The 18423-nt window shown below is 70.9% G+C and carries 16 protein-coding genes; 2 read left to right on the plus strand and 14 right to left on the minus strand.

Going from position 1 to position 18423, the window contains the following annotated elements; all coding sequences use genetic code 11:
• Positions 1–16: 16 nt before the first annotated feature.
• From ACQPZA_RS25895 to ACQPZA_RS25915, 5 genes are all read right to left on the minus strand, one after another.
• On the minus strand, positions 17–1894 hold the full coding sequence (locus tag ACQPZA_RS25895) for an SDR family oxidoreductase (RefSeq protein WP_433274588.1): 1878 nt from the start codon (positions 1892–1894) through the stop codon (positions 17–19).
• A 257-nt stretch (positions 1895–2151) separates the two neighbouring features.
• Positions 2152–2952: an alpha/beta hydrolase gene (locus ACQPZA_RS25900; protein WP_433274590.1), complete on the minus strand. Its 801-nt coding sequence runs from the start codon at positions 2950–2952 to the stop codon at positions 2152–2154.
• A gap of 47 nt (positions 2953–2999) precedes the next feature.
• Positions 3000–3341, minus strand: coding sequence for a ferredoxin (gene fdxA, locus ACQPZA_RS25905; RefSeq protein WP_433274592.1), 342 nt, complete (start codon positions 3339–3341; stop codon positions 3000–3002).
• A 34-nt stretch (positions 3342–3375) separates the two neighbouring features.
• Positions 3376–4362 carry an NAD(P)/FAD-dependent oxidoreductase gene (locus tag ACQPZA_RS25910; protein WP_433274594.1) on the minus strand — a complete coding sequence of 329 codons (987 nt, stop codon included), beginning with the start codon at positions 4360–4362 and terminating at the stop codon, positions 3376–3378.
• Entirely contained in the window at positions 4359–5432 is a 1074-nt protein-coding gene (locus ACQPZA_RS25915; RefSeq protein WP_433274596.1) for an extradiol ring-cleavage dioxygenase, read from the minus strand. The genes ACQPZA_RS25910 and ACQPZA_RS25915 overlap by 4 nt, the downstream gene beginning before the upstream one ends.
• 123 nt (positions 5433–5555) lie before the next feature.
• Between ACQPZA_RS25915 and ACQPZA_RS25920 the strand changes: the two genes are divergently transcribed.
• Positions 5556–6356 (plus strand): 2-keto-4-pentenoate hydratase, encoded by an 801-nt coding sequence (locus tag ACQPZA_RS25920; RefSeq protein WP_433274598.1) that lies wholly within the window; start codon positions 5556–5558, stop codon positions 6354–6356.
• 22 nt (positions 6357–6378) lie between these two features.
• On the opposite strand, the gene ACQPZA_RS25925 is transcribed toward ACQPZA_RS25920, so the two are convergent.
• The 9 genes from ACQPZA_RS25925 to ACQPZA_RS25965 form a co-directional block, all read right to left on the minus strand.
• On the minus strand, positions 6379–6798 hold the full coding sequence (locus tag ACQPZA_RS25925; RefSeq protein ID WP_433274600.1) for an ester cyclase: 420 nt from the start codon (positions 6796–6798) through the stop codon (positions 6379–6381).
• Between the two features lie 66 nt (positions 6799–6864).
• Positions 6865–7668, minus strand: coding sequence for an IclR family transcriptional regulator (locus tag ACQPZA_RS25930; protein ID WP_433274602.1), 804 nt, complete (start codon positions 7666–7668; stop codon positions 6865–6867).
• A 25-nt stretch (positions 7669–7693) separates the two neighbouring features.
• Positions 7694–8980: an aromatic ring-hydroxylating oxygenase subunit alpha gene (locus ACQPZA_RS25935; RefSeq protein ID WP_433274604.1), complete on the minus strand. Its 1287-nt coding sequence runs from the start codon at positions 8978–8980 to the stop codon at positions 7694–7696.
• A gap of 4 nt (positions 8981–8984) precedes the next feature.
• Positions 8985–10022 (minus strand): amidohydrolase family protein, encoded by a 1038-nt coding sequence (locus ACQPZA_RS25940; RefSeq protein ID WP_433274606.1) that lies wholly within the window; start codon positions 10020–10022, stop codon positions 8985–8987.
• Positions 10019–10555, minus strand: a complete 537-nt coding sequence (locus tag ACQPZA_RS25945) for an aromatic-ring-hydroxylating dioxygenase subunit beta (protein ID WP_433274608.1) — start codon at positions 10553–10555, stop codon at positions 10019–10021. Before ACQPZA_RS25945 ends, ACQPZA_RS25940 begins: the two co-directional genes overlap by 4 nt.
• A 2-nt stretch (positions 10556–10557) precedes the next feature.
• Positions 10558–11280 carry an alpha/beta fold hydrolase gene (locus ACQPZA_RS25950; protein ID WP_433274610.1) on the minus strand — a complete coding sequence of 241 codons (723 nt, stop codon included), beginning with the start codon at positions 11278–11280 and terminating at the stop codon, positions 10558–10560.
• Positions 11277–11489 (minus strand): tautomerase family protein, encoded by a 213-nt coding sequence (locus tag ACQPZA_RS25955; RefSeq protein WP_433274612.1) that lies wholly within the window; start codon positions 11487–11489, stop codon positions 11277–11279. Before ACQPZA_RS25955 ends, ACQPZA_RS25950 begins: the two co-directional genes overlap by 4 nt.
• A gap of 25 nt (positions 11490–11514) precedes the next feature.
• Positions 11515–12294, minus strand: a complete 780-nt coding sequence (locus ACQPZA_RS25960) for a 2-keto-4-pentenoate hydratase (protein ID WP_433274614.1) — start codon at positions 12292–12294, stop codon at positions 11515–11517.
• Entirely contained in the window at positions 12291–13106 is an 816-nt protein-coding gene (locus ACQPZA_RS25965; protein WP_433274616.1) for a 2-keto-4-pentenoate hydratase, read from the minus strand. Before ACQPZA_RS25965 ends, ACQPZA_RS25960 begins: the two co-directional genes overlap by 4 nt.
• Positions 13107–13422: 316 nt before the next feature.
• Between ACQPZA_RS25965 and ACQPZA_RS25970 the strand changes: the two genes are divergently transcribed.
• Positions 13423–18402: a protein kinase domain-containing protein gene (locus ACQPZA_RS25970; RefSeq protein WP_433274618.1), complete on the plus strand. Its 4980-nt coding sequence runs from the start codon at positions 13423–13425 to the stop codon at positions 18400–18402.
• The last annotated feature ends 21 nt before the right edge of the window (positions 18403–18423 follow it).

Below are 18423 nucleotides of genomic sequence, written 5' to 3' on the forward strand. Positions count from 1 at the left end.
GATCGTCCGGGGGCCCCTACCTGCCCACCGGCTCCTCGACGCTCGGGGCGTCGCCGAAGCCGCCGTCGGCACGGACGTCAGAGGACCAGGGCCGGCGCCCCAGTACCGCCAGCAGCCGCAGCTTCTCGGCGCTCTCACTGCCCGGCGTGGCCGTGTAGACCAGCAGTCGCTGGGACAGGTCCGGGTCCAGCAGCGTCTGGCACTGCAGCTCGAGCGGCCCGACCTGCGGATGCAGCAGCCGTTCCGTTGCGCGGCACGGCCCCGGCACCGGGTGCGTCCGCCAGATGTCGGCGAACTCCGGACTCCGCGCCAGCAGGGCATCGACGATCTCGGCGGCACGCGACCCCGCGCCGTCCCGGCTGAAGGCGCCGTGCAGGTCCCCCGCGACGAGCCTGCTGCGCGCTGCGTGGTCCTCCTCCGGGTAGTGCGCCCGCGAACCGGGATCGGCGAACCACCGGTAGTGCAGGCTGCGCGCCAACCCGCTGTAGGCGGTCTCGTCGCCGTGCAGCGCGACCGCGAGCCGGGTCTGCGTCAGGGTCTCGCCGACGTTATTGAGCACCTGCGCGGCGGCGTCGCCCAGCCCGTCGAACACGCGCAGCATCCCCGGGTTGATGTGGTCGGCCCGCCGAGCCGGCTGCGGCGCCAGGTAGCCGCCGAGCCGGAACAGATGGTCGCGTTCCTCGATCGAGAGCCGCAGGCCGCGCGCGAGCGCAGCGAGGGTCTGCTCGGACGGGTGCGGGCCGCGCTCCTGCTCGAGCCTGACGTAGTAGTCGACCGACACGTCCGACAGCAGCGCGACCTCCTCGCGGCGCAGCCCGCGGGTGCGCCGTCGGCGTCCACGGGGAAGTCCGACGTCCTCGGGCTGAAGCGCCTCTCGCCGGGCGCGGAGGAACCCCGCGAGTCGTGCACGATCCACGGCCCCACTCTCCTCCCGCACCCGGCGGCTCCCGCTACACGGCCGCGAAAGTGACGCCCGCCAGCTGTTCGGACATGTCCCAGAGCCGGACGGCATCCTCGGGGTTGCGAGCGGACCGGTAGATCGGCAGCTCGGTCGGCCTGCCGGCGAACTGGCCGACGCCGTCGGGTCCGTAGAAGCGGCCCCCGGCGGCCCCCGGGCTGGTCGCGGCGTACAGGGCAGGCTGCATGCCGGCGTCGACCCCTGGACGAACACGCCCCAGCTCGCGAGCCGGCCCATGATCGCCTTCTGCGGTGACGGGCGGGCGCGGCCCAGGTTCGGCCCGGTGGCGTAGAGGTTCGTCAGGGTCGTCCCGGGGTGCGCGACGTTGCTCGTGATCCCCCAGCCACCGGCCCGGCTGCGCCGGTCCAGCTCGAGCCCGAACAACAGGTTCGCCAGCTTCGAGACGTTGTAGGCGCGCACCGGCGAGTAGCGCCGCTCGGCCTGCAGGTCGTCCCAGTCCAGCCGGGCGTACCGGGCGGCGCTGCTCGACATCGTGGTGACCCGCGCCCCGCCGGCTCGCAGGAGCGGCAGCAGCCCCGCGGTGAGTGCCACGTGCCCGATGTGGTTGGTCCCGAACTGCAGTTCCAGCCCGTCGGCCGTGGTGTGGCGAGTCGGCGGGGTCATCACCCCGGCGTTGTTGACCAGGACGTGGATCGGGCGGCTCTCGTCGCCCAGGGTCCGTGCCAGCGCGGCGACCGAGTCGAGGGACGCCAGGTCGAGGTCGCGCAGCGTGACCGCGGCGCCGGGCACGTCGGCACGGATGCGCTCGACCGCAGCCGCACCCTTGCGCGGGTTGCGGACGGGCAGGACGAGCTCGGCGCCGGCCCGCGCCAGGCGCGCGGCCAGGCCCAGCCCGACGCCGTCGCTGGCGCCGGTGACGACGGCCAGCTTCCCGGCGAGGTCCGGGACGGACAGGTCCTTCAGAGCTGCTCTCATCGCGTTCTTTCTGCCGAGTGGTCGTGTCGTGCCACTGACAGCGTGAGAGCGTTCGGCGCTGGCATCCATGCCCTGTCAGGCCTGGGATGACCGCCACAACCGCACGCCTCTCCGGCCGGGCGAGGCCGGCCACCGGTGACCGGCATGGGGCTGCGGTCCGGGTTGTGCCCCCGGACAGCTGCCGTGGTCCACCACGCCGGAGCAGGCACCACCGGGGCCGGGCTGCGCGCGGAGTGCCGGTCCGGTGGTGGGGCCGGTCAGTTCGCGGGGATTTTGGCCTCGAGCCAACTCCGCACGAAGTCGGCGACCTCCCGCCAACCGTGGTCGAAGATGAGCGAATGACCGCGGTCGGGGAACTGCTTCAACTCGGTCGTGGCCGACGATTTCGCGTAGAGCTTGTACGCCGCCCTGGTCACGACATCGGGCACCGTGTGGTCGCGCCCACCTGAGACGAAGAGCAGTGGCCCCCGGTCGTTGTTGCCCACCTCGACCCGCGCCGGACTCGCCGACCTGAAGTTCGCGGCCGCGGATTGGAACAGGGGGCGTCCCGGTCCCGGGATGGCGAACCGAGCGAAGAGCTCGTTCGACTCGGCCTCCGGGATCGCGTTTCCGAAGCCGTAACGGAACTGCTTGGCGGTCAAGGAGACGGTCCGCTTCCGGTTACCCGGGCGGCCCAGGATCGGGAAACCCGAGCGGAGCTGGGCGAAGGGCAACGGCTTGACCCCCTTGATCTGACCGGGATCGATGGCCACTGCCGAGCGGGCGAGGTTCAGGCCCAGCAGCTTCTGCGCGATCAGCCCTCCGAAGGAGTGCCCGACCAGCACCGGAGCGCTTCCCAGGCCGTCGATGATGCTCGCGTAGTGATCGGCGATGTCATCGATGCCCTGACCCGCCAGGAGTTCGGGGTGGGCACGGGTCTCCGCGACGGTCGCACTGTCTCCGGGCCACCCCGGCGCGATCGGCTCGTAGCCGGCCTGCCGGAAGTGGTCGATCCACGGCGCCCACGCGGACGAGTGGATCCATAGGCCGTGGATGAACACGACGGGCGTGCGTCTCATGGTGGAACTCCTGCTCAGCACTGTTTTCGGGTCGTGAGTTCGGGTCGTCAACCGCGGGGTGGGAGGGCGGCGACACGGGCGGTGTCGACACCGACGGGGCCGAGATGCGAGGCCCCACCGGGAGTGCCCAGCGCACCGGCGTCGCTCAGCGGCTCCTGGAAGAAGTCCGCGTTGTCCTGGATGTTCCAGGCGTCGTCGCGGTCGGCCAGCGCCAACGCGCTGAACGCCGCGTTGGTCGGGCACACCTGTTCGCAGGCGCCGCAGTCGATGCACTCGACCGGGTTGATGTACATCTTGCGATCGCCCTCGTAGATGCAGTCCACCGGACATTCCTCGGTGCAGGACTTGTCCCGGACGTCCACGCAGGCGTCGGTGATCACAAAAGTCATGACGGATCCTTTGAACTGCAACGAGAGAAACGATTTACGCCGCGGTCGAGACTGCGGCCGGCGTGTCGGTCGAATGACCGGGAAACACCGACGAACTCGGGTCGACGAACACGGCGGCGTGGTTGACCGCCGTCGCGGCCTCACCGAAACCGATCGCGATCAGCGGGACGCGGCCGGAGTAGGTGCAGATGTCCCCGGCGGCGAACACACCGGGCCGGTTCGTGCGCATCATCGGGTCCACGCGGATCTTGCGTTCGTGCAGATCCAGTCCCCACTGCGCGATGGGACCGAGGTTGGCCACGAAACCGAGCGCCGCCACGACGTCATCGCATTCCACCGTGGTGGTCTCTCCGGTGTTCATGTCCGCGATCACCGCGGCCTGCACGTACGCCTCGCCGCACAGAGCCTGGACCTGGCTGTTGGTGTGGATGCGGACGCCGTGGCCCAGAACCCGGTCCACCGTGTCCTGGTGGGCGCGGAACCGGTCGCGCCGGTGCACCATCACCACCTCACCCGCAATGCCGTGCAGGGCGTCGGCCCAGTCGAACGCCGAGTCGCCGCCACCGACGATCAGCACCCGCCGGCCGGCGAGCACGGCGGGGTCGCGCACGAAGTACGACACGCCGCGGCCGAGGTAGTCGGCCACACCCGGCAACGGCCGCGGCGTGAAGGTGCCGATGCCGCCGGTGATCAGGACGGATCGCCCGGCGATCTCGCTGCCGTCGGCACAACCGATCCGGAAACCGGAGTCGTCACCGTCCAGCGAGATCGCGGAGTGGCCCAGCCGCCACTGCGGGGAGAACGGCTCGGCCTGGCGGACGAGCGCGTCCACCAGGTCCCGGCCGCGCACCGACGGCAGTCCCGCGACGTCCCGGATCAACTTCTCCGGGTACAGCGCGCTGATCTGGCCGCCGGGTTCGTCCAGCGAGTCCACCACCGTCACGCTCATTCCGCGCAGGCCGGCGTAGAACGCGGCGAACAGTCCGACCGGTCCGGCACCGACCACGACTAGATCACTCACGGTCGTGGTTCCTCGAAGATCGCGAAGACCTTGTTGGACACGAAGATCTCCGACGGTGCGAACGCGGTGTAGCTGGGCTTGCGGTCGAGGGCCTCCATCGCGCCGATCAGCGCCCACCAGTTCAGCAGCTCCTGCTGCCCGGATGCCTCGGCGTCCGCCAGTGGAACGTCGCGCCAGCTCTGGTAGTCACCCGCCTCCAGGGCCGCGTACATCCGGCGGTCGGCCCCGGTGTCCGGGAACAGCCGGGAGTTCTTGTCCACCAGGAAGCTGTGTGACCAGCTGGAGCTGCCGATCAGGGCGACCCGGGCGGCACTCGCTGCGCACACGCGCGCGACGGCGCCACCGAGGTCCATGATCCGGGAAGGGCTCGGGCTCGGCGGGTCGAGCTCGCGCTCGACGCCCAGCGGCGTGATGTTCCCGCGGTAGCTGACCACCTTGCGGCCGTAACAGTTCAACGGGAACGTCACGACCGGGTAGTCGAATCCGGTCCGGTCGTAGTCCAGGTAGAGCATCGTGTTCAGGAACGCGTGCGCGAAACCCTCGTGATGCAGCGGCTGGTAGGAGTAGGGCAGATCGAAGCCCTCGTCGAACAGCGACTCCACCAGGTGCTTGGCGAACGCGCGGTTCCCGCGCACCACCCGCTTCGTGTCCTCGGGCTCGCCCCACACGTTGGGCTTGCCCTTCATGTTGCTGGAGTCGTGCGCGTGCCGCCACGGGAACACCGTCATGTCGTCGTACACGGCGACGGAGTAGGGCGGGATGATGTCCTCGCGGAAGTTCTCGTACTGGTCATCGCCCCAGATGATCACCACGTCCGGGTTGAACTCATCCAGCGCGGCCCTCGCCCGGCGGAAGCCGTCGAGCAGATCGGCGCGGTGTTCCCGCCCGGCAGCCCGGCCCTCGTCATCCGACCACTCCTGCCGGGCACGTTCCGGCCAGTTCGCCGGATCGTGCAGTTCGGCCGGCAGCAGTGGATCGGCAAGAGCATTACGGAAAACGGCCGTGAGATTGTCATCGACGCCGCTCAGCGGCGGATAGTGCGTCACACCAAGACCGAGGATCTCGCCCATCCCATTCTCCCTCACTCGCGATGTCATGAGTGTGTGTCCGGGAGAAGACCCCCCGCAACGGAACGGTCCGTCCAATGGACTCCGTTGCGGACCACCACGAAGAGCTGCCCCAATAATGGCGGCATGACCGAAATGAAGCACAAGGTCGACACCCGGGGCGAGTCACCGGCGCACCTGGCGCGCCTGCTTCGGGATGCCCGGCAGGAGGGACGCACGCTCAGCGGCGGCGCCGACGGTCCGCAGTTGACGCTCCCCCAGGCCTACCTGGTGCAGGACCAGCTGACCTCACTGCACCTGCTGGCCGGACGCCGGGCCGCTGGTTACAAGCTCGGTTACACGTCGCTGGTGATGCGCAGGCAGATGGGGGTGGCCGAGCCGAACTTCGGCCCGCTGTACCACGACATGCTGGTCGAGTCGGGTGTCACCGTCGACGGTCTTCTGCAGCCACGGCTGGAGCCGGAGATCGCCGTTGTACTGGGTGAGGATCTGTGGGGCGCCGGGCTGCTGCTGCACGAGGTGGCGCGCGCGGTCGCGGACGTCCGGGGGTGTCTGGAGATCGTCGATTCCGTGTGGCGGGACTACCGCTTCAACGTGGCGCAGAACACGGCGGACGGTTCCTCGGCCGCCGGCGTGGTGCTCGGCGCGAGTCTCGGTGTGGATCCGCTGGAGTGCCACCGCGTGTCGGCGACCCTCGCGGTGGACGGCCAGACCGTGGCGACGGCGACCGGGACGGCCGCGAGCGGACACCCGCTGCACGGGCTGAGCTGGCTGTGCGCGCGGCTCGCCGAGCGGGGCGAGCGGCTGCGGGCCGGGGACGTGGTGATCACCGGTGGGATGACGGCGGCGATCCCGCTGGCGCCGGGGAGCCGGGTGGAAGGGATCTACGACAGTGGCGTCACCGTGTCGGTGCGCCGGGCGGTCTAGGCCGGTCGGGGTGCAGGTGTCCTCAGGTTGCTGCGGTCGCCGGGTCGTTGACGTAGTGCCACGACGAGCGTTCGACCCAGTTGGTCAGCAGCTTCCCGTCCTCGCGCACCGCCCAGACCGCGGTGCCGGTCAACGCGATGTCGCGCTGGTCGGGTGTCGGGCCGAGCGCGCCGTTGTTCTTCCCGGTCAGCGAGAAGCGCGACGTCACCCTGCTGCCGTCGGAGTTCTGGAACGACTCGATGACCTCGAGGTGCAGGTCGTGGACCTTCTCGAGAAATCCCTCGATCCACTGCTTGAAGTTCTCACGGCCGGAGATCGGCTCACCGGCGGTGACGATGACGAAGTCGCCAACTACGAACCGGTCTGCCGCGGTTGCGTCGTGGGCATTCCACACCTGGTCCCAGAAGGCGTGCACGATGTCCACGGAATTCTCAGCGCTCATGCGGGTGTAACGCGTTGCGCAGCGCGGACAATCCTCCACGAGCGGTGGAGCGTGTCGAACGGTCAATTACAGGGTCCGGGCCTGGCCGGACGGTGGCGAGTCACGTTGGATCGCGGTGTTCAGCAGCCGGCTGATACTCAACGCCGCGGTATGCACCGCCGCCTCGAATCGCACGACGCGCAGCCGCTGCCGCGGGCCGGTGACCGAGATGGCGGCGACCGCCCTGCCGCAGTAGTCCAGGATCGGCGCGGCGACGCAGACGATGCCGACCGTGCCCTCACCCCGGTCGTAGGCGATGCCTCGCTGCCGGATGGTGTCGAGTTCACGCCGGAACCGCGCCGGCGCGGTGATGGTGGCGGAGGTCAGTGGGGGCATGGGTCCGGAGAGCACCCGCTCCACCTTCTCCTCGTCGCTGAAGGCGAGAATCGCCTTGCCCAGCCCGCTGCAGTACGCCGGCAGGCGGGAACCGACCGCCGACGGAGCCTTGATGCTCTGGCGGGCGGTCAGCTTCTCGACGTACACGACCTCGCGATCGTCCAGTACGGCCAGTTGCACGATCTCGTGCGTGGCCTCCAGCAGGTCGGACATCAGCGGCAGCGCGATGTCTCGCAGGCGGCGGGAGGCCGGCACCTGCTGGCCCAGCTCGAACAGGTGGAACCCGAGGTCGTAGCCGTGTTCGCCGTGCCTCAGCATCCGGTGCCGCACCAGCTCACCGGCGAGCCGGTGCACCGTCGGCTTGGCGATACCGGTGAGGCGGGAGAGTCGGCTGAGGCCGACACTTCCACGCTCGGCCGCGACCACGTCGAGGATCAGCAGTAGCCGGTCGGTGACCGTGCGCTGCTGATCGGTTTCGACATTGCCGATTCGCACGCTCACCTCCCCGCCGCTGTCGTGCCTACGAGGCGACCAGGCGTTGCCACTGGCGCCAGAACGCGCGCTGCTGGATCTCGTCGGACGCCACGAACGGTTCTCCGGTCCGTTCCTTGTGGATGCCGCGGGAGATGTCCGACCACCGCACCTCCTCGCGCGCGGCGAACCCGAGCTGGCAGGACTCGCACGCCTCGTTGTCGTCCGGGGACGCCAGGCCGCCCGGGCCCTGGAACGTGACGAACGAGTCCAACCGGCGACTGCGCACCGACTCCGGCTCGCCCTTGGTGGCCAGCGTCCACTGCGAAACCACGGTACGCCCGGCCGACACCGGTGTGATGGTGCGCACCACAACACCCATGATGTCGTTGATGATCAGGTTCGGGAAGATCAGCAGGTTGCGGTCGGTCTCGGCGATCCGCCTGCCGCGTTCGGCCCCGAACTTCTCGTCCAGGGCGCGCCGCTGCTGCTCGATGTACTCGCGGTTCTCCTCCCCCATCGCGGGCCGCCACCGCGCCACCGGACGCGCCCACGGGCCCTCGACCGTGATCACGGCGTGGCCGGTCCCCAGGTCCTCGGCTCTGGTCTCCTGACGCGGGTCCATGTAAGAACCCTCGGCCTCCTTGAGGTAGTCGAAATAGGTCCGGTGCAGGGGCAGCAGGTGGTAGCCGTCCAGGCTGTTCTCCACGAACAGCTTCCAGTTGGCGTCCATCGCGTACTCGTGGGTGCCGGTGACGATCTCCATCTCCGGCGACTGGTCGGCGACCAGGTCGAGGTAGTCGGCGGCTCGGCCGAGGTACGTCGCCAGATCCGGCGCGTCACCGTCGAAACAGCAGAAGACGAACCCGCGGTAGGACTCCACCCGGGCCGGCGAGCGCAGCGAGAACCGGGACCGGTCGAAGTCGGGGCCGTAACCCCCGGCGTCCGGCAGGCCGGTCAGCTCACCGGTACTCGCGTAGGTCCAGGCGTGGTAGAAGCAGGACAGGCCGCGGGCGTTACCGGTAGGCACCCGGCACAGCATCGCCCCGCGGTGCCGGCAGGTGTTCAGGTAGACCCGGACCGTTCCGTCGGTGGCGCGCCAGAAGATCAACGGGCGGTTGGCGACGGTGCGGGAGAGGTAGTCGCCGGTCTTGGGCAGCTCCGACTCGTGGCCGACGTAGAGCCAGGAGTGGTCGAAGATCGACCGCAACTCGGCCTCGTACACCTGCTCGTCGACCAGCGCAGCACGATTGACCCGAAAGTACCCCTCGTCCACCCGGTCCTGTACGTACTCGGCCGTCTCCGTCGCCGTTGGCGGCGGCAGGATCTGAGTCATTGCATTACTCCTCGTGTTTCGTGCCGGGCGCATCGGCCAGCAGCCTGCGCGGGTTCTCCGAGCGCACCTGGTCGACCAGGCCATCCGGCAATCGCGGATCGCGCAGCAGCTCGGCCGGGTCGACGGGCAGGAACGGGTAGTCGCTGCCGAGCACGAGGCGGTCGGTTCCGACCAGCTCGATCAGCAGGCAGAGCACGGCGGCGTCGAACACCAGCGGGTCGAACCAGATCCGCCTGGCGTAGGTCGCCGCAGGCTCGGGCATGGATTCCCGCGTCGGGGGCGCCATGCCGCGCACGAAGTCCAGCCGGGCGACCGACGCGGGCAGGCCACCGCCACCGTGGCTGGCCAGCAGGCGCAGCCCAGGGTGCCGGGCCAGCACTCCGTTGGCGATCAGGCCGGCCAGCGCCTCGCCGATCCGCGCCGGGAAGATCGCACCGGTGCCCGCCATCGCGTGATCGAACTCGGTGACCGAGCCGACCGAGTGCATGAAGACCAGCAGGCCCAGCCGTTCGGCTTCGGTGAAGAACTCGTCGAAGCGCCTGTCGTGCAACGGCGCGTCCGGGGTCGCACACGGGATCTCGACACCGAGCAGGCCGAGCCGCCCGATCTCGGCGAGCAGCTCCGGGGCCACCGCCGGGTCCTGCAACGGCACGATGCCCAGACCGCAGTAGAAGCCGTCGTACCCGACGACCTGCTCGGCCAGCCATTCGTTGAAGGCCCGGCAGTAGTCGGCCGCCTCGGCCGCCGGTGCCCACGTCGCGAACAACTCCGGCATCGCCGAGAGCACCTGCCCGGCCAGACCGCGCGCCGCCTGCTCGGCATGCCGCTGGTCGAGGTCGTAGGCGACGCGGCGCACCGTGCGGAACAGGCGGCCGGCCACGACCACGTCGGCCACGTCGTCCCGGTCGGCACGGCGCACCAGCCGGGCCCAGCGCGGGTCGGTGGCAGTCAGCCGCTCCACGAACGACGTCGCGGGGGGCACGACGTGCGTGTGGACGTCGACCGCTCCCGGCTCGGGCGGCGCCCACACGGGGCCGCTCACAGCACGATCGAGACGGTGCCGCCCGCTTCGACCAGGTCGTGGTCGAGGCGCGCAACCCGCTCCAGGATGCGGTAGTCGGGCACCGGGCCGGTATCCGGCGCGACCAGCAGGGTGTGCTCGTAGTGACCGATGAACTGGTCCAGTCGGCCGAGCCGGGTGCGCAGCACGTGGAAGTTGCTGTGCACCACGTACGTGCCCGGTTCCGGCTGCTCGGCACGCACGTTGGTGACCATCCGCCGGGTACGCGACTTCGGGCTCTCCGCGTGCGCGTGCTTGCTCTTGAGCCGGACGACCCGGCCGGCGAGCAGCTGGTGGTCGTCGTGGATGACCTGCAACGTCGTGTGCGGGTCGCCCTCGGCCGAGTCCTCGGCGGGTACGCGGTAGACCACGTCGGGGTGCATCAGCGCCAGCCACTCGTCCAGCCGCCACTCGTCCAGGAGCGCGGCCTCGCGGTACAGGAACTGTTCGATCCCGCACAGCACGGCCGGATCGACGACCGGAGGCGCAGCGAGAACGGTGCGGGGTTCACTCATGGTCAGCGCCCTCCTCGGACGGTCGATTCCTCGGTCATCGAGGCCAGCAGCCGGGCCAGATCGGTCGGCCGGGCCAGGAACGGGCTGTGCGAACCGGAGATCCGCACCGGCTCCACACCCAGCCGCTCCCGGGCAGCCCCGGCCGCCCACTCCGGCGACACCGCCCGGTCCTGATCGCAGATCACGTACCGGGTCGGTACGTCCGGGAACGCGCGTACGGGTGTGGTCTCTGCGATCGGGGTCGGCGCCTGTGGGCGCAGCCGTCCGGCGGCGGAGCGAGCGACGTCGTCGGGGCAGTCGTGGAAGAACAGCTCCCGGGCAGTCGCCGGTTCCCAGTAGGTGCGCCCCTGCTCGTCGCGGCGCTGCCGCGGCAGCGCGTGCTCGTAGAACCAGTCGTTCATCGGCCGCGACCGCGCGAGCTGCTCCCGCCAGGACGAGCCGGGCTCGGGAAGCAGCGAGGCGAGGTACACGAGCGCTGTCACGTCGGCCCGATCGGGGACCAGCGGCAGCGCCAGCCCGGCCAGCGAGTGGCCGACCACCACGCTGCGACCCGGCGCCACGGACGCCGCGACGGTGTCCGCGTACGCCTCCGCACCGGCGCCCACCACGTCGCTGGGCAGGTGAACGGCCGTCGCGGTGTGGCCGTCCACACGCAGCGCTTCAGCGAGCGGCGTCCAGCACCACGCCCCGTGCCAGCCGCCGTGCACCAGTACGAAGTGGGTCATCCCGGTGCCTGCCCGGCGGCGGCGGTGCGCTCGGCCAAGGTCTGCCCGCCGGCCATGACCAGCTCGGCCGGCACCTCGACCAGCCAGACCCGGACCCCGGTCTCCGGCACGCCGACCGCCTCGGCCGCGGCCTTGGACACGGCCCGCACGAGCTGCTGCTTCTGCTCGTCGGTGCGGCCCGCACCAAGGGTCACCTGAATGAACGGCATTGCTCCTCCTCATAGCCGGGTGTGGTCACCCGGCGGTCAGGGTGACGCTCCCGATGCCCGCGACGGTCGCGGTCACCGTGCGGCCCGGGCTCATCGCCACCGGCGCGGTCAGGCCACCGGAGAGCACCACCCAGCCGGCCTCCAGCCGCTTGCCCACGGTGGCCAGCGCGTTGGCCATGAAAGCCACGGCCGTGGCCGGGTGGCCCATGACGGCCGCTCCGGCCGCCGAATCGGTCACCTCGCCGTCCACCTCCAGTACGCAGGCGGCCAGCGCGAGGTCCATCGTCGGCGCGACCAGGTCGTTGCCGAGCGCGAACACCGACGAGCTGCCGTTGTCGGCGATCGCGTCGACATGGGTGAAGGAGAAGCCGTCGTACCGGCTGTCGATCACGTCGAGCGCCGCACACACGTAACCGGTGGCGGCCAGCACGTCGGCCGCGGTCGCGCCCGGCCCGGCGACGGGCGCGTTCAGTACGAACGCGATCTCCGGCTCGACGCGGGGATGGATGAGCTGCTCCAGCGGCAGGATGCCGCCGCTGGGCAGCGTCATATCGCTGGTGACCAGGCCGTACAGCGGCTCGTGCACGCCCATCGCGATCTGCTTCGCCTTGCTGGTCAACCCGAGTTTGCCGCCCACCACGCGGGCACCCCGGGCCACCCGCAGCCCGACCAGCGCCTCCTGCACCCGGTACGCCGTCGCCGTGTCCAGTTCGGTGTCCGCCGACAGCGGCTTGGTCGTGCTGCGCTCGCGCGCGGCGGTGTCCAGCCGCTCGGCCAGCTCGCTGACCTGCTGCTCGCCGCTCATGCCGTCACCACCGGAGCTTTCGCTTCGATGACGCTGACGCTGACGTGACCGAGCACGTCGAAGTCGGCCCGAACGGTGTGCCCGGCCGTCAGCGGCACCGCCCGGGTGCAACTGCCCGGCATGATCAGGTCACCCTCTTCCAGCCCGGTCTGGTAGGCGGCCAGCGTGTTGGCCAACCAGGCGACCGCCGTGGCCGGGTTGCCCAGCACCGCGCCGGACGCACCGGTCTCGACCACCTCGCCGTTGTCCCGCAGCGTCACGCCGATCAGCCGGGGGTCCACGTCGTCCAGCCGGACGCGGTTGCCGCCCACGACGACGAGCGCGGAGGAGGCGTTGTCGGCGATGGTGTCGACGATGCCGATCCGCCAGTCCTGGATGCGCGAGTCGATGATCTCCAGTGACGGCACCACGAACTCCGTTGCCGCGAGCACATCGGCGACCGTGACGCCGGGGCCGCGCAACGGGCGGCCGAGCACGAACGACACCTCGGGCTCCGCCCGAGGCGCAATCAGGTCGGCGGCCCGCAGCGGCGTGCTCTCGGGGTGGAACATGGAGGCGCGCAGCACACCGAAGTCCGGTGTGTCCACACCGAACTGCTGCTGCATCGCCTTCGCGGTCAGGCCGACCTTGTGGCCGCGCACGGGATCGCCGTCGGCGACCCGCAGTCGCACGCCCTCGACCTGGATGGCGTAGGCGTCGTCGGTGGTCGCCGCCGGATAGCGCTGGCTGATCGGCTCGATGGGCGTGCCGGTCCGCTCAGCCCGTAGCAGTTCCGCGGCAAGCGCGCGGACCTCATCACGTGTCAAGGGCATCCGGCCATGCTCACCTCCGGAACCCACCACCTCAACAGGCTGGTCCGCTGAATGAACCCCTGCAGGTCGCGGGCCTGTGCGTTGCTCCCGGACCCCGCTACCAGGCAGCGGGGCGCAGGACCCCGGAAGCGCCATCGGCCCGGTCAGCTCAACTCCTGTCAGGGAGTGGTCGAACGTGCCCGCCCGGTAGTCGATCGAGTTCCCTGACCCCTGACCTCGTGTCTGGCGACCGGTGGTCGTCGAGGACCGGGTATTGCGCAAGAAGGCGGTCGGGCGTACGACTGGCGCGACGTGCGTCCGACCGAGGAGGTGTCGGATGGGGCCAGGCGGGGTGCAGCCGGGCCGGGATCCGCCCGGTCGGCCCGAAGTCCTGCTGCACGAGAACGCACGTACGCGGGTGACCCGGCTGTTCCTGCCCGGGCGCACCGTTGTCCGTAAGGAGCCGCTGGGACCGGACGCCGACCGTCGGCTGCGGCATGAGGTGGCGATGCTGCAGCGGTTTCGCGGTGTCGCGGGGGTTGTCCAGCTGGTGGAGGCGCCGCGGTATCCGGGGTCGATCGTGCTGGCGGACCTGGGTGGTACGAGCCTGGCCGGCCGGGCGACACCGCTGGATGTGAACGAGCTGATCCGGCTCGGGTCGGGGTTGGCTCGGGCGGTGGCGGCGATCCACCGCCGGGGAGTGATGCACCGGGACATCACCCCGTCCAACATCATGATCTCCGACGACGGGGCCCCGTGCCTCCTGGACTTCGCGTTGGCGACCTCGTTCGCCGAGATCCGCCCCGAGTTCACCCACCACACCGAGATCGTCGGGACGCTCGCCTACCTCGCCCCCGAGCAGACCGGGCGGACCGGGCAGTCGGTGGATCAGCGTGCCGACCTGTACTCGTTGGGCGCGACGCTGTACGAGCTGGCGACGGGCGAGCCACCGTTCGGTTCCGGCGACCCGTTGCGCCTGACCCATGACCACCTGGCGCGCGTACCGGTGGCGCCGGCTGAGGTCAACCCGGCCGTGCCCGCGCCGTTGTCCGAGATCGTCATGCGTCTCCTGGAGAAGGAACCGGACCACCGGTACCAGAGCGCGGAGGGCGTGGCCCACGACCTGGAGTGGCTGCGCGACGCCCGGGCTCGTCCGGCTGCGGCCCGGTTCCGCATCGGCGAGCACGATGTTCCGCTGCGGTTGCTGCCGCCGTCGCGGCTGGTGGGGCGCGATGCCGAGGCGGCGGCCCTGGAGGCCGCCTTCGAGGAGGCGCTGGCGGGCCGATGCCAGGGGGTGCTGGTCAGTGGGGCGCCGGGGGTGGGCAAGACGGCGCTGGTCGATCAGCTGCGGACGGTCGTGACGGCCAGGAACGGCTGGTTCGTCGCCGGCAAGTTCGACCCGTACCGGCGGGATCTGGTGTTCAACGCGGTCCACCAGGCGTTCCGTGCCTTGGGCCGGATGCTCCTGGCCGAGCCGGACGACGAGCTGGCCGAGGTCCGCGATCGGGGCCTTGCGGCGCTCGGCCCGAACGCGGGTCTGCTGAGCGCGACAGTGCCGGAGTTCGAGACGCTGCTGGGGGTGCCCCCTGATGCGGGGGATCCGCTGACCGCGCAGGCGCGGGCGCAGCAGGTGGGTATGCACGGCCTGCGAGCGGTCGCGTCGCGGGAACGGCCGGTGGTGATGTTCCTCGACGACCTCCAGTGGGGCGGACGAACCCCGCTCGGCTTCGTCGATCTCGTGCTGAGCGAGGAGCCGGTCGAGGGCCTGCTGCTGGTGGGGGCGTACCGCGACAGCGACGTGGACGTGGCACATCCGATGGCCGCGCTGCTGTCCCGGTGGCGCGACCAGACCGGCGTGCGGCGGCTGCGGCTGGACAACCTGCCGGTGCCGAGCCTCGTCACCCTGGTTGCGGAGATGCTGCACGTGGACCGGGCCAGAGCGGCGGGCCTGGTCGAGATGGTCAACGCACACACGTCCGGCAACCCGCACGAGACGGTGGAGCTGCTCAACGCGCTGCAACGCGAGGGCGTGCTGACCGCGACGGCCACCGGCTGGCGGTGGGACGATGCCGCCGCGCGCGCTCGTCTCGGCGAATCCGAGGTGGCCGGTCTCCTTGCGGCGAGGGTCGAGGCCATGCCGCCGACCTCCCGCGCAGTGGTCGAGGCGATGGCCTGCCTGGGCGGGCGGGCCGAGGTGAACCTCCTGCAGACCGTCACCGACGCACCGGCGGGTGTCCTGGACCGACAGCTGGCGCCCGCCCTCGACGAGGGCGTGCTCGTGGTGGAGCCCGGGGTGCGCGAGGCGGTGCGGTTTCGCCACGATCGGACCCGTGAGGTCATCCTGCACGGGCTGGACCCGCAGCGGCGGCGCGACCTGCAGCTGACGATGGCCCGGCGGTTGTCCGGGGTGGGGGAGCTGTTCGCGGTGGCCGCCGAGCAGTACCTGCCGGTGATCGACGCGGTCAGCGACGGTGCGGAGCGGCAGCGGGTGGTGGCACTGCTGCGCCGCGCCGCCGAGCAGGCAGCGTTGATCGGGGAGGACACCCTGGTGAACGCGCTCCTCGCCGGCGCGCTGCCGCTCATCGACCCGGCGGACACCGCCTCGCTGGTCGCGGTGCACACCGGCCGCCACGCCGCCCTGTACAGCCTGGGCCGCCTCGACGACGCGGACGAGGAGTACCGCGTCCTCAGGCGGCTGTGTCCCTCTGCGATCCAGCGCGTCCACGCGACGGCCCTGCAGGCGCGCAGCCTGACCCACCAGGCACGTTTCGCCGAGGCGATCGAGCTGGGCCTGGACTCGTTGCGCGCCTTCGGCGTCACCGTCCCGGCCGCCGACCGCCTCGCCGACGAGCTCGACCAGCAGTTCGAGTATCTGTACCGGTGGTTGGACGACACCGAAGCGGCCGATGACCTGGGGCGGCCGGAGCTCACCGACCCCACGCTGCTCGCCGCGACCCGCCTGATCGACGCGGTCCTGCCGGCGGCCTACTTCGTCGCCGACCACGCGCTACAGGCGTGGCTGAGCCTGGAGGTGGTGCGGATCTGGCTCGAAGACGGCCCGGGGCCGACCCTGGTCAGCCCCGCCTGCGTCGCCGCGTTCCACGCTGTGGCTCAACGCGGCGACAGCGCCACGGGGTACCGGGCGTTGCGGCGGATCCTGGCGGCGGGCGAAGCCCGTGGCTATGAGCCCGATACGTCGCACGCGCGCCGCGTGTTCGCCATCCTCAGCTGCTGGTTCGAGCCCATCGAGAACGGTCTCCATGCCACCCAGCGCGCCCGCGAGGGCCTGATCGCCGGCGGCGCACTGGAGTACGCCGGCTACACCTACCACCCGACGGTGTACTACGTGCTGGACTGCGCGCCAACCCTCGACGACGTCATCGCCCACGTCGAGGCGGGGCTGGCGTTCGTGCGTCGGACGGGCAGCGAACAGACCGGTCAGTGGCTCGACAGCCACCTGTGGCTGGCCGATGTACTGCGCGGCGAGGGGTCGGCCGCGATCGGCACAGCGGTTCCCACGGACAGGTACGCCGACAACCCGCTCGCGCTGTTCCACGCGCATCTCAACCGGGCGATCGCCGCGCTCGTCTTCGGTCACGGGGTCGAACTGGCGCGGCACACCGCGGCGGCGATGCCGCTGCTGCCGGCCGTCCTGGGCAACTACCCGACCGCCGTGGCCCACCTGCTGCGCGGGCTGGCCGTCGCCGAGCAGGCCCGCGCAGCCCATGGTGACGAGCGCGCAGCTCTGCTGTCCGAACTGGACGAGGTGACGCGGTGGCTGGCCGCCCGCGCCGCGGACGCGCCCGACAACTTCCTGCACCTGCTGCGACTGGTCGAGGCCGAGCGGGCCTGGGCGGTCGGCGGCTTCCAGGGCGCCGTGCTGGCCTTCGACGCGGCACGACGCGAGGTCTCCCGGCGGCAGCGCCCGTGGCATCGAGCCGTGATCGCCGAGCACGCCGCCCGCTTCTACCTGGCCCATGGCATCGGACAGGCCGGCTACGACCTGCTCGCCCAGGCCCGCGAGGAGTACCTCTCCTGGGGAGCGACGGCGAAGGTCGGCCAGCTGGACTGGGCGTACCCGATCCTGCGACGACACCCCGACGCAGCCGCCGAAGCGCGCGGCGACGAGCCCGGCGACGTTCTTCATCAGCGGGCCGCCCTGACGACCGGGACGATCGACCTGCTGGGCATCCTGTCCGCGTCGCAGGCGCTGAGCTCCGAGACCAGCATCCAACGCCTGCACGCCCGCGTGGCCCAGGTGCTCGGCGCGATGACCGGCGCCACCGGTGTGCAGCTCCTGCTGTGGAGCGACGACCACCACGACTGGTTGCTGCCGTCGTCCGACGGCGGCACCGCCCCGGTCAGAGGCACCGGCAACGAGCACTCGGTGCCGCTGTCCGTCCTGCGCTACGTCCAGCGCATCGGTGAACCGCTGGTCGTGGCCGACGCCACCCGCGACGACCGGTTCGCCCGCGACCCGTACCTCGCCGACCTCGACTGCTGTTCCCTCCTGGCCGTCCCCATCCTCAGCCGCGGCACCCTGCGAGCACAGCTGCTGTTGGAGAACCAGCTCATCCGCGGCGCGTTCACCGCCGAGCGGCTCGACGCCGTCACGCTCATCGCGGGCCAGCTCGCCGTCTCCCTCGACAACGCCCAGCTCTACGGCGAGCTCACCACCTCCCGCGCGCGGATCGTCGCCACCGCCGACCAGACCCGCCGACGCATCGAACGGGACATGCACGACGGCGCCCAGCAACAGCTGGTCTCCCTGGTCCTGCAGGCGCGTGCGATACAGGTCATGGTGCCTCCCGAAGCCGTCGAGCTGGCCGCACAGCTCGACGACCTGGCCACCCAGGCGACCACCGCACTCGACGAACTGCGCGAGCTCGCCCGCGGTATCCATCCGGCGACCCTCGCCGAAGGCGGCCTGCGCCCCGCTCTCAACGTTCTCGCCCGCCGCTCCTCCGTCCCGGTCGAGCTGGACATACGAGCAGACGGCCGGCTGCCCGAACAGGTCGAGATCGCCGCCTACTACCTCGTCGCCGAAGCACTCACCAACACCGCGAAACACGCGCGTGCCTCAGCCGCCCACATCACCATCGACGTCCTGCGCACCACCTCCGGCAGCGCGCTACGGATCTGCGTACGCGACAACGGCCGGGGCGGCGCCGACCTCGGGGCCGGAAGCGGGCTCGTCGGAATCAAGGACCGGGCCGAGGCGCTCGGCGGTCACCTCTCCATACACACCGCCCCCGGTGCAGGCACCACTCTGCAAGCCGAACTCCCGCTCTCCCCCACGCACCCGGGTTCCGGTTGACGGACCGTCTCCGGGTCGGCA

The sequence above is a fragment of the Pseudonocardia xinjiangensis genome, from assembly GCF_050948425.1.
Lineage (GTDB): Bacteria > Actinomycetota > Actinomycetes > Mycobacteriales > Pseudonocardiaceae > Pseudonocardia > Pseudonocardia xinjiangensis.

Coding starts and splice junctions, on each gene's coding strand:
- ACQPZA_RS25915 (WP_433274596.1), bottom strand. CDS start 5,432: ATGGGCGAGATCCTCGGTCTTGGTGTGACGCACTATCCGCCGCTGAGC.
- ACQPZA_RS25925 (WP_433274600.1), bottom strand. CDS start 6,798: ATGAGCGCTGAGAATTCCGTGGACATCGTGCACGCCTTCTGGGACCAG.
- ACQPZA_RS25950 (WP_433274610.1), bottom strand. CDS start 11,280: ATGACCCACTTCGTACTGGTGCACGGCGGCTGGCACGGGGCGTGGTGC.
- ACQPZA_RS25945 (WP_433274608.1), bottom strand. CDS start 10,555: ATGAGTGAACCCCGCACCGTTCTCGCTGCGCCTCCGGTCGTCGATCCG.
- ACQPZA_RS25920 (WP_433274598.1), top strand. CDS start 5,556: ATGACCGAAATGAAGCACAAGGTCGACACCCGGGGCGAGTCACCGGCG.
- ACQPZA_RS25895 (WP_433274588.1), bottom strand. CDS start 1,894: ATGAGAGCAGCTCTGAAGGACCTGTCCGTCCCGGACCTCGCCGGGAAG.
- ACQPZA_RS25970 (WP_433274618.1), top strand. CDS start 13,423: ATGGGGCCAGGCGGGGTGCAGCCGGGCCGGGATCCGCCCGGTCGGCCC.
- ACQPZA_RS25960 (WP_433274614.1), bottom strand. CDS start 12,294: ATGAGCGGCGAGCAGCAGGTCAGCGAGCTGGCCGAGCGGCTGGACACC.
- ACQPZA_RS25900 (WP_433274590.1), bottom strand. CDS start 2,952: ATGAGACGCACGCCCGTCGTGTTCATCCACGGCCTATGGATCCACTCG.
- fdxA (WP_433274592.1), bottom strand. CDS start 3,341: ATGACTTTTGTGATCACCGACGCCTGCGTGGACGTCCGGGACAAGTCC.
- ACQPZA_RS25935 (WP_433274604.1), bottom strand. CDS start 8,980: ATGACTCAGATCCTGCCGCCGCCAACGGCGACGGAGACGGCCGAGTAC.
- ACQPZA_RS25965 (WP_433274616.1), bottom strand. CDS start 13,106: ATGCCCTTGACACGTGATGAGGTCCGCGCGCTTGCCGCGGAACTGCTA.
- ACQPZA_RS25955 (WP_433274612.1), bottom strand. CDS start 11,489: ATGCCGTTCATTCAGGTGACCCTTGGTGCGGGCCGCACCGACGAGCAG.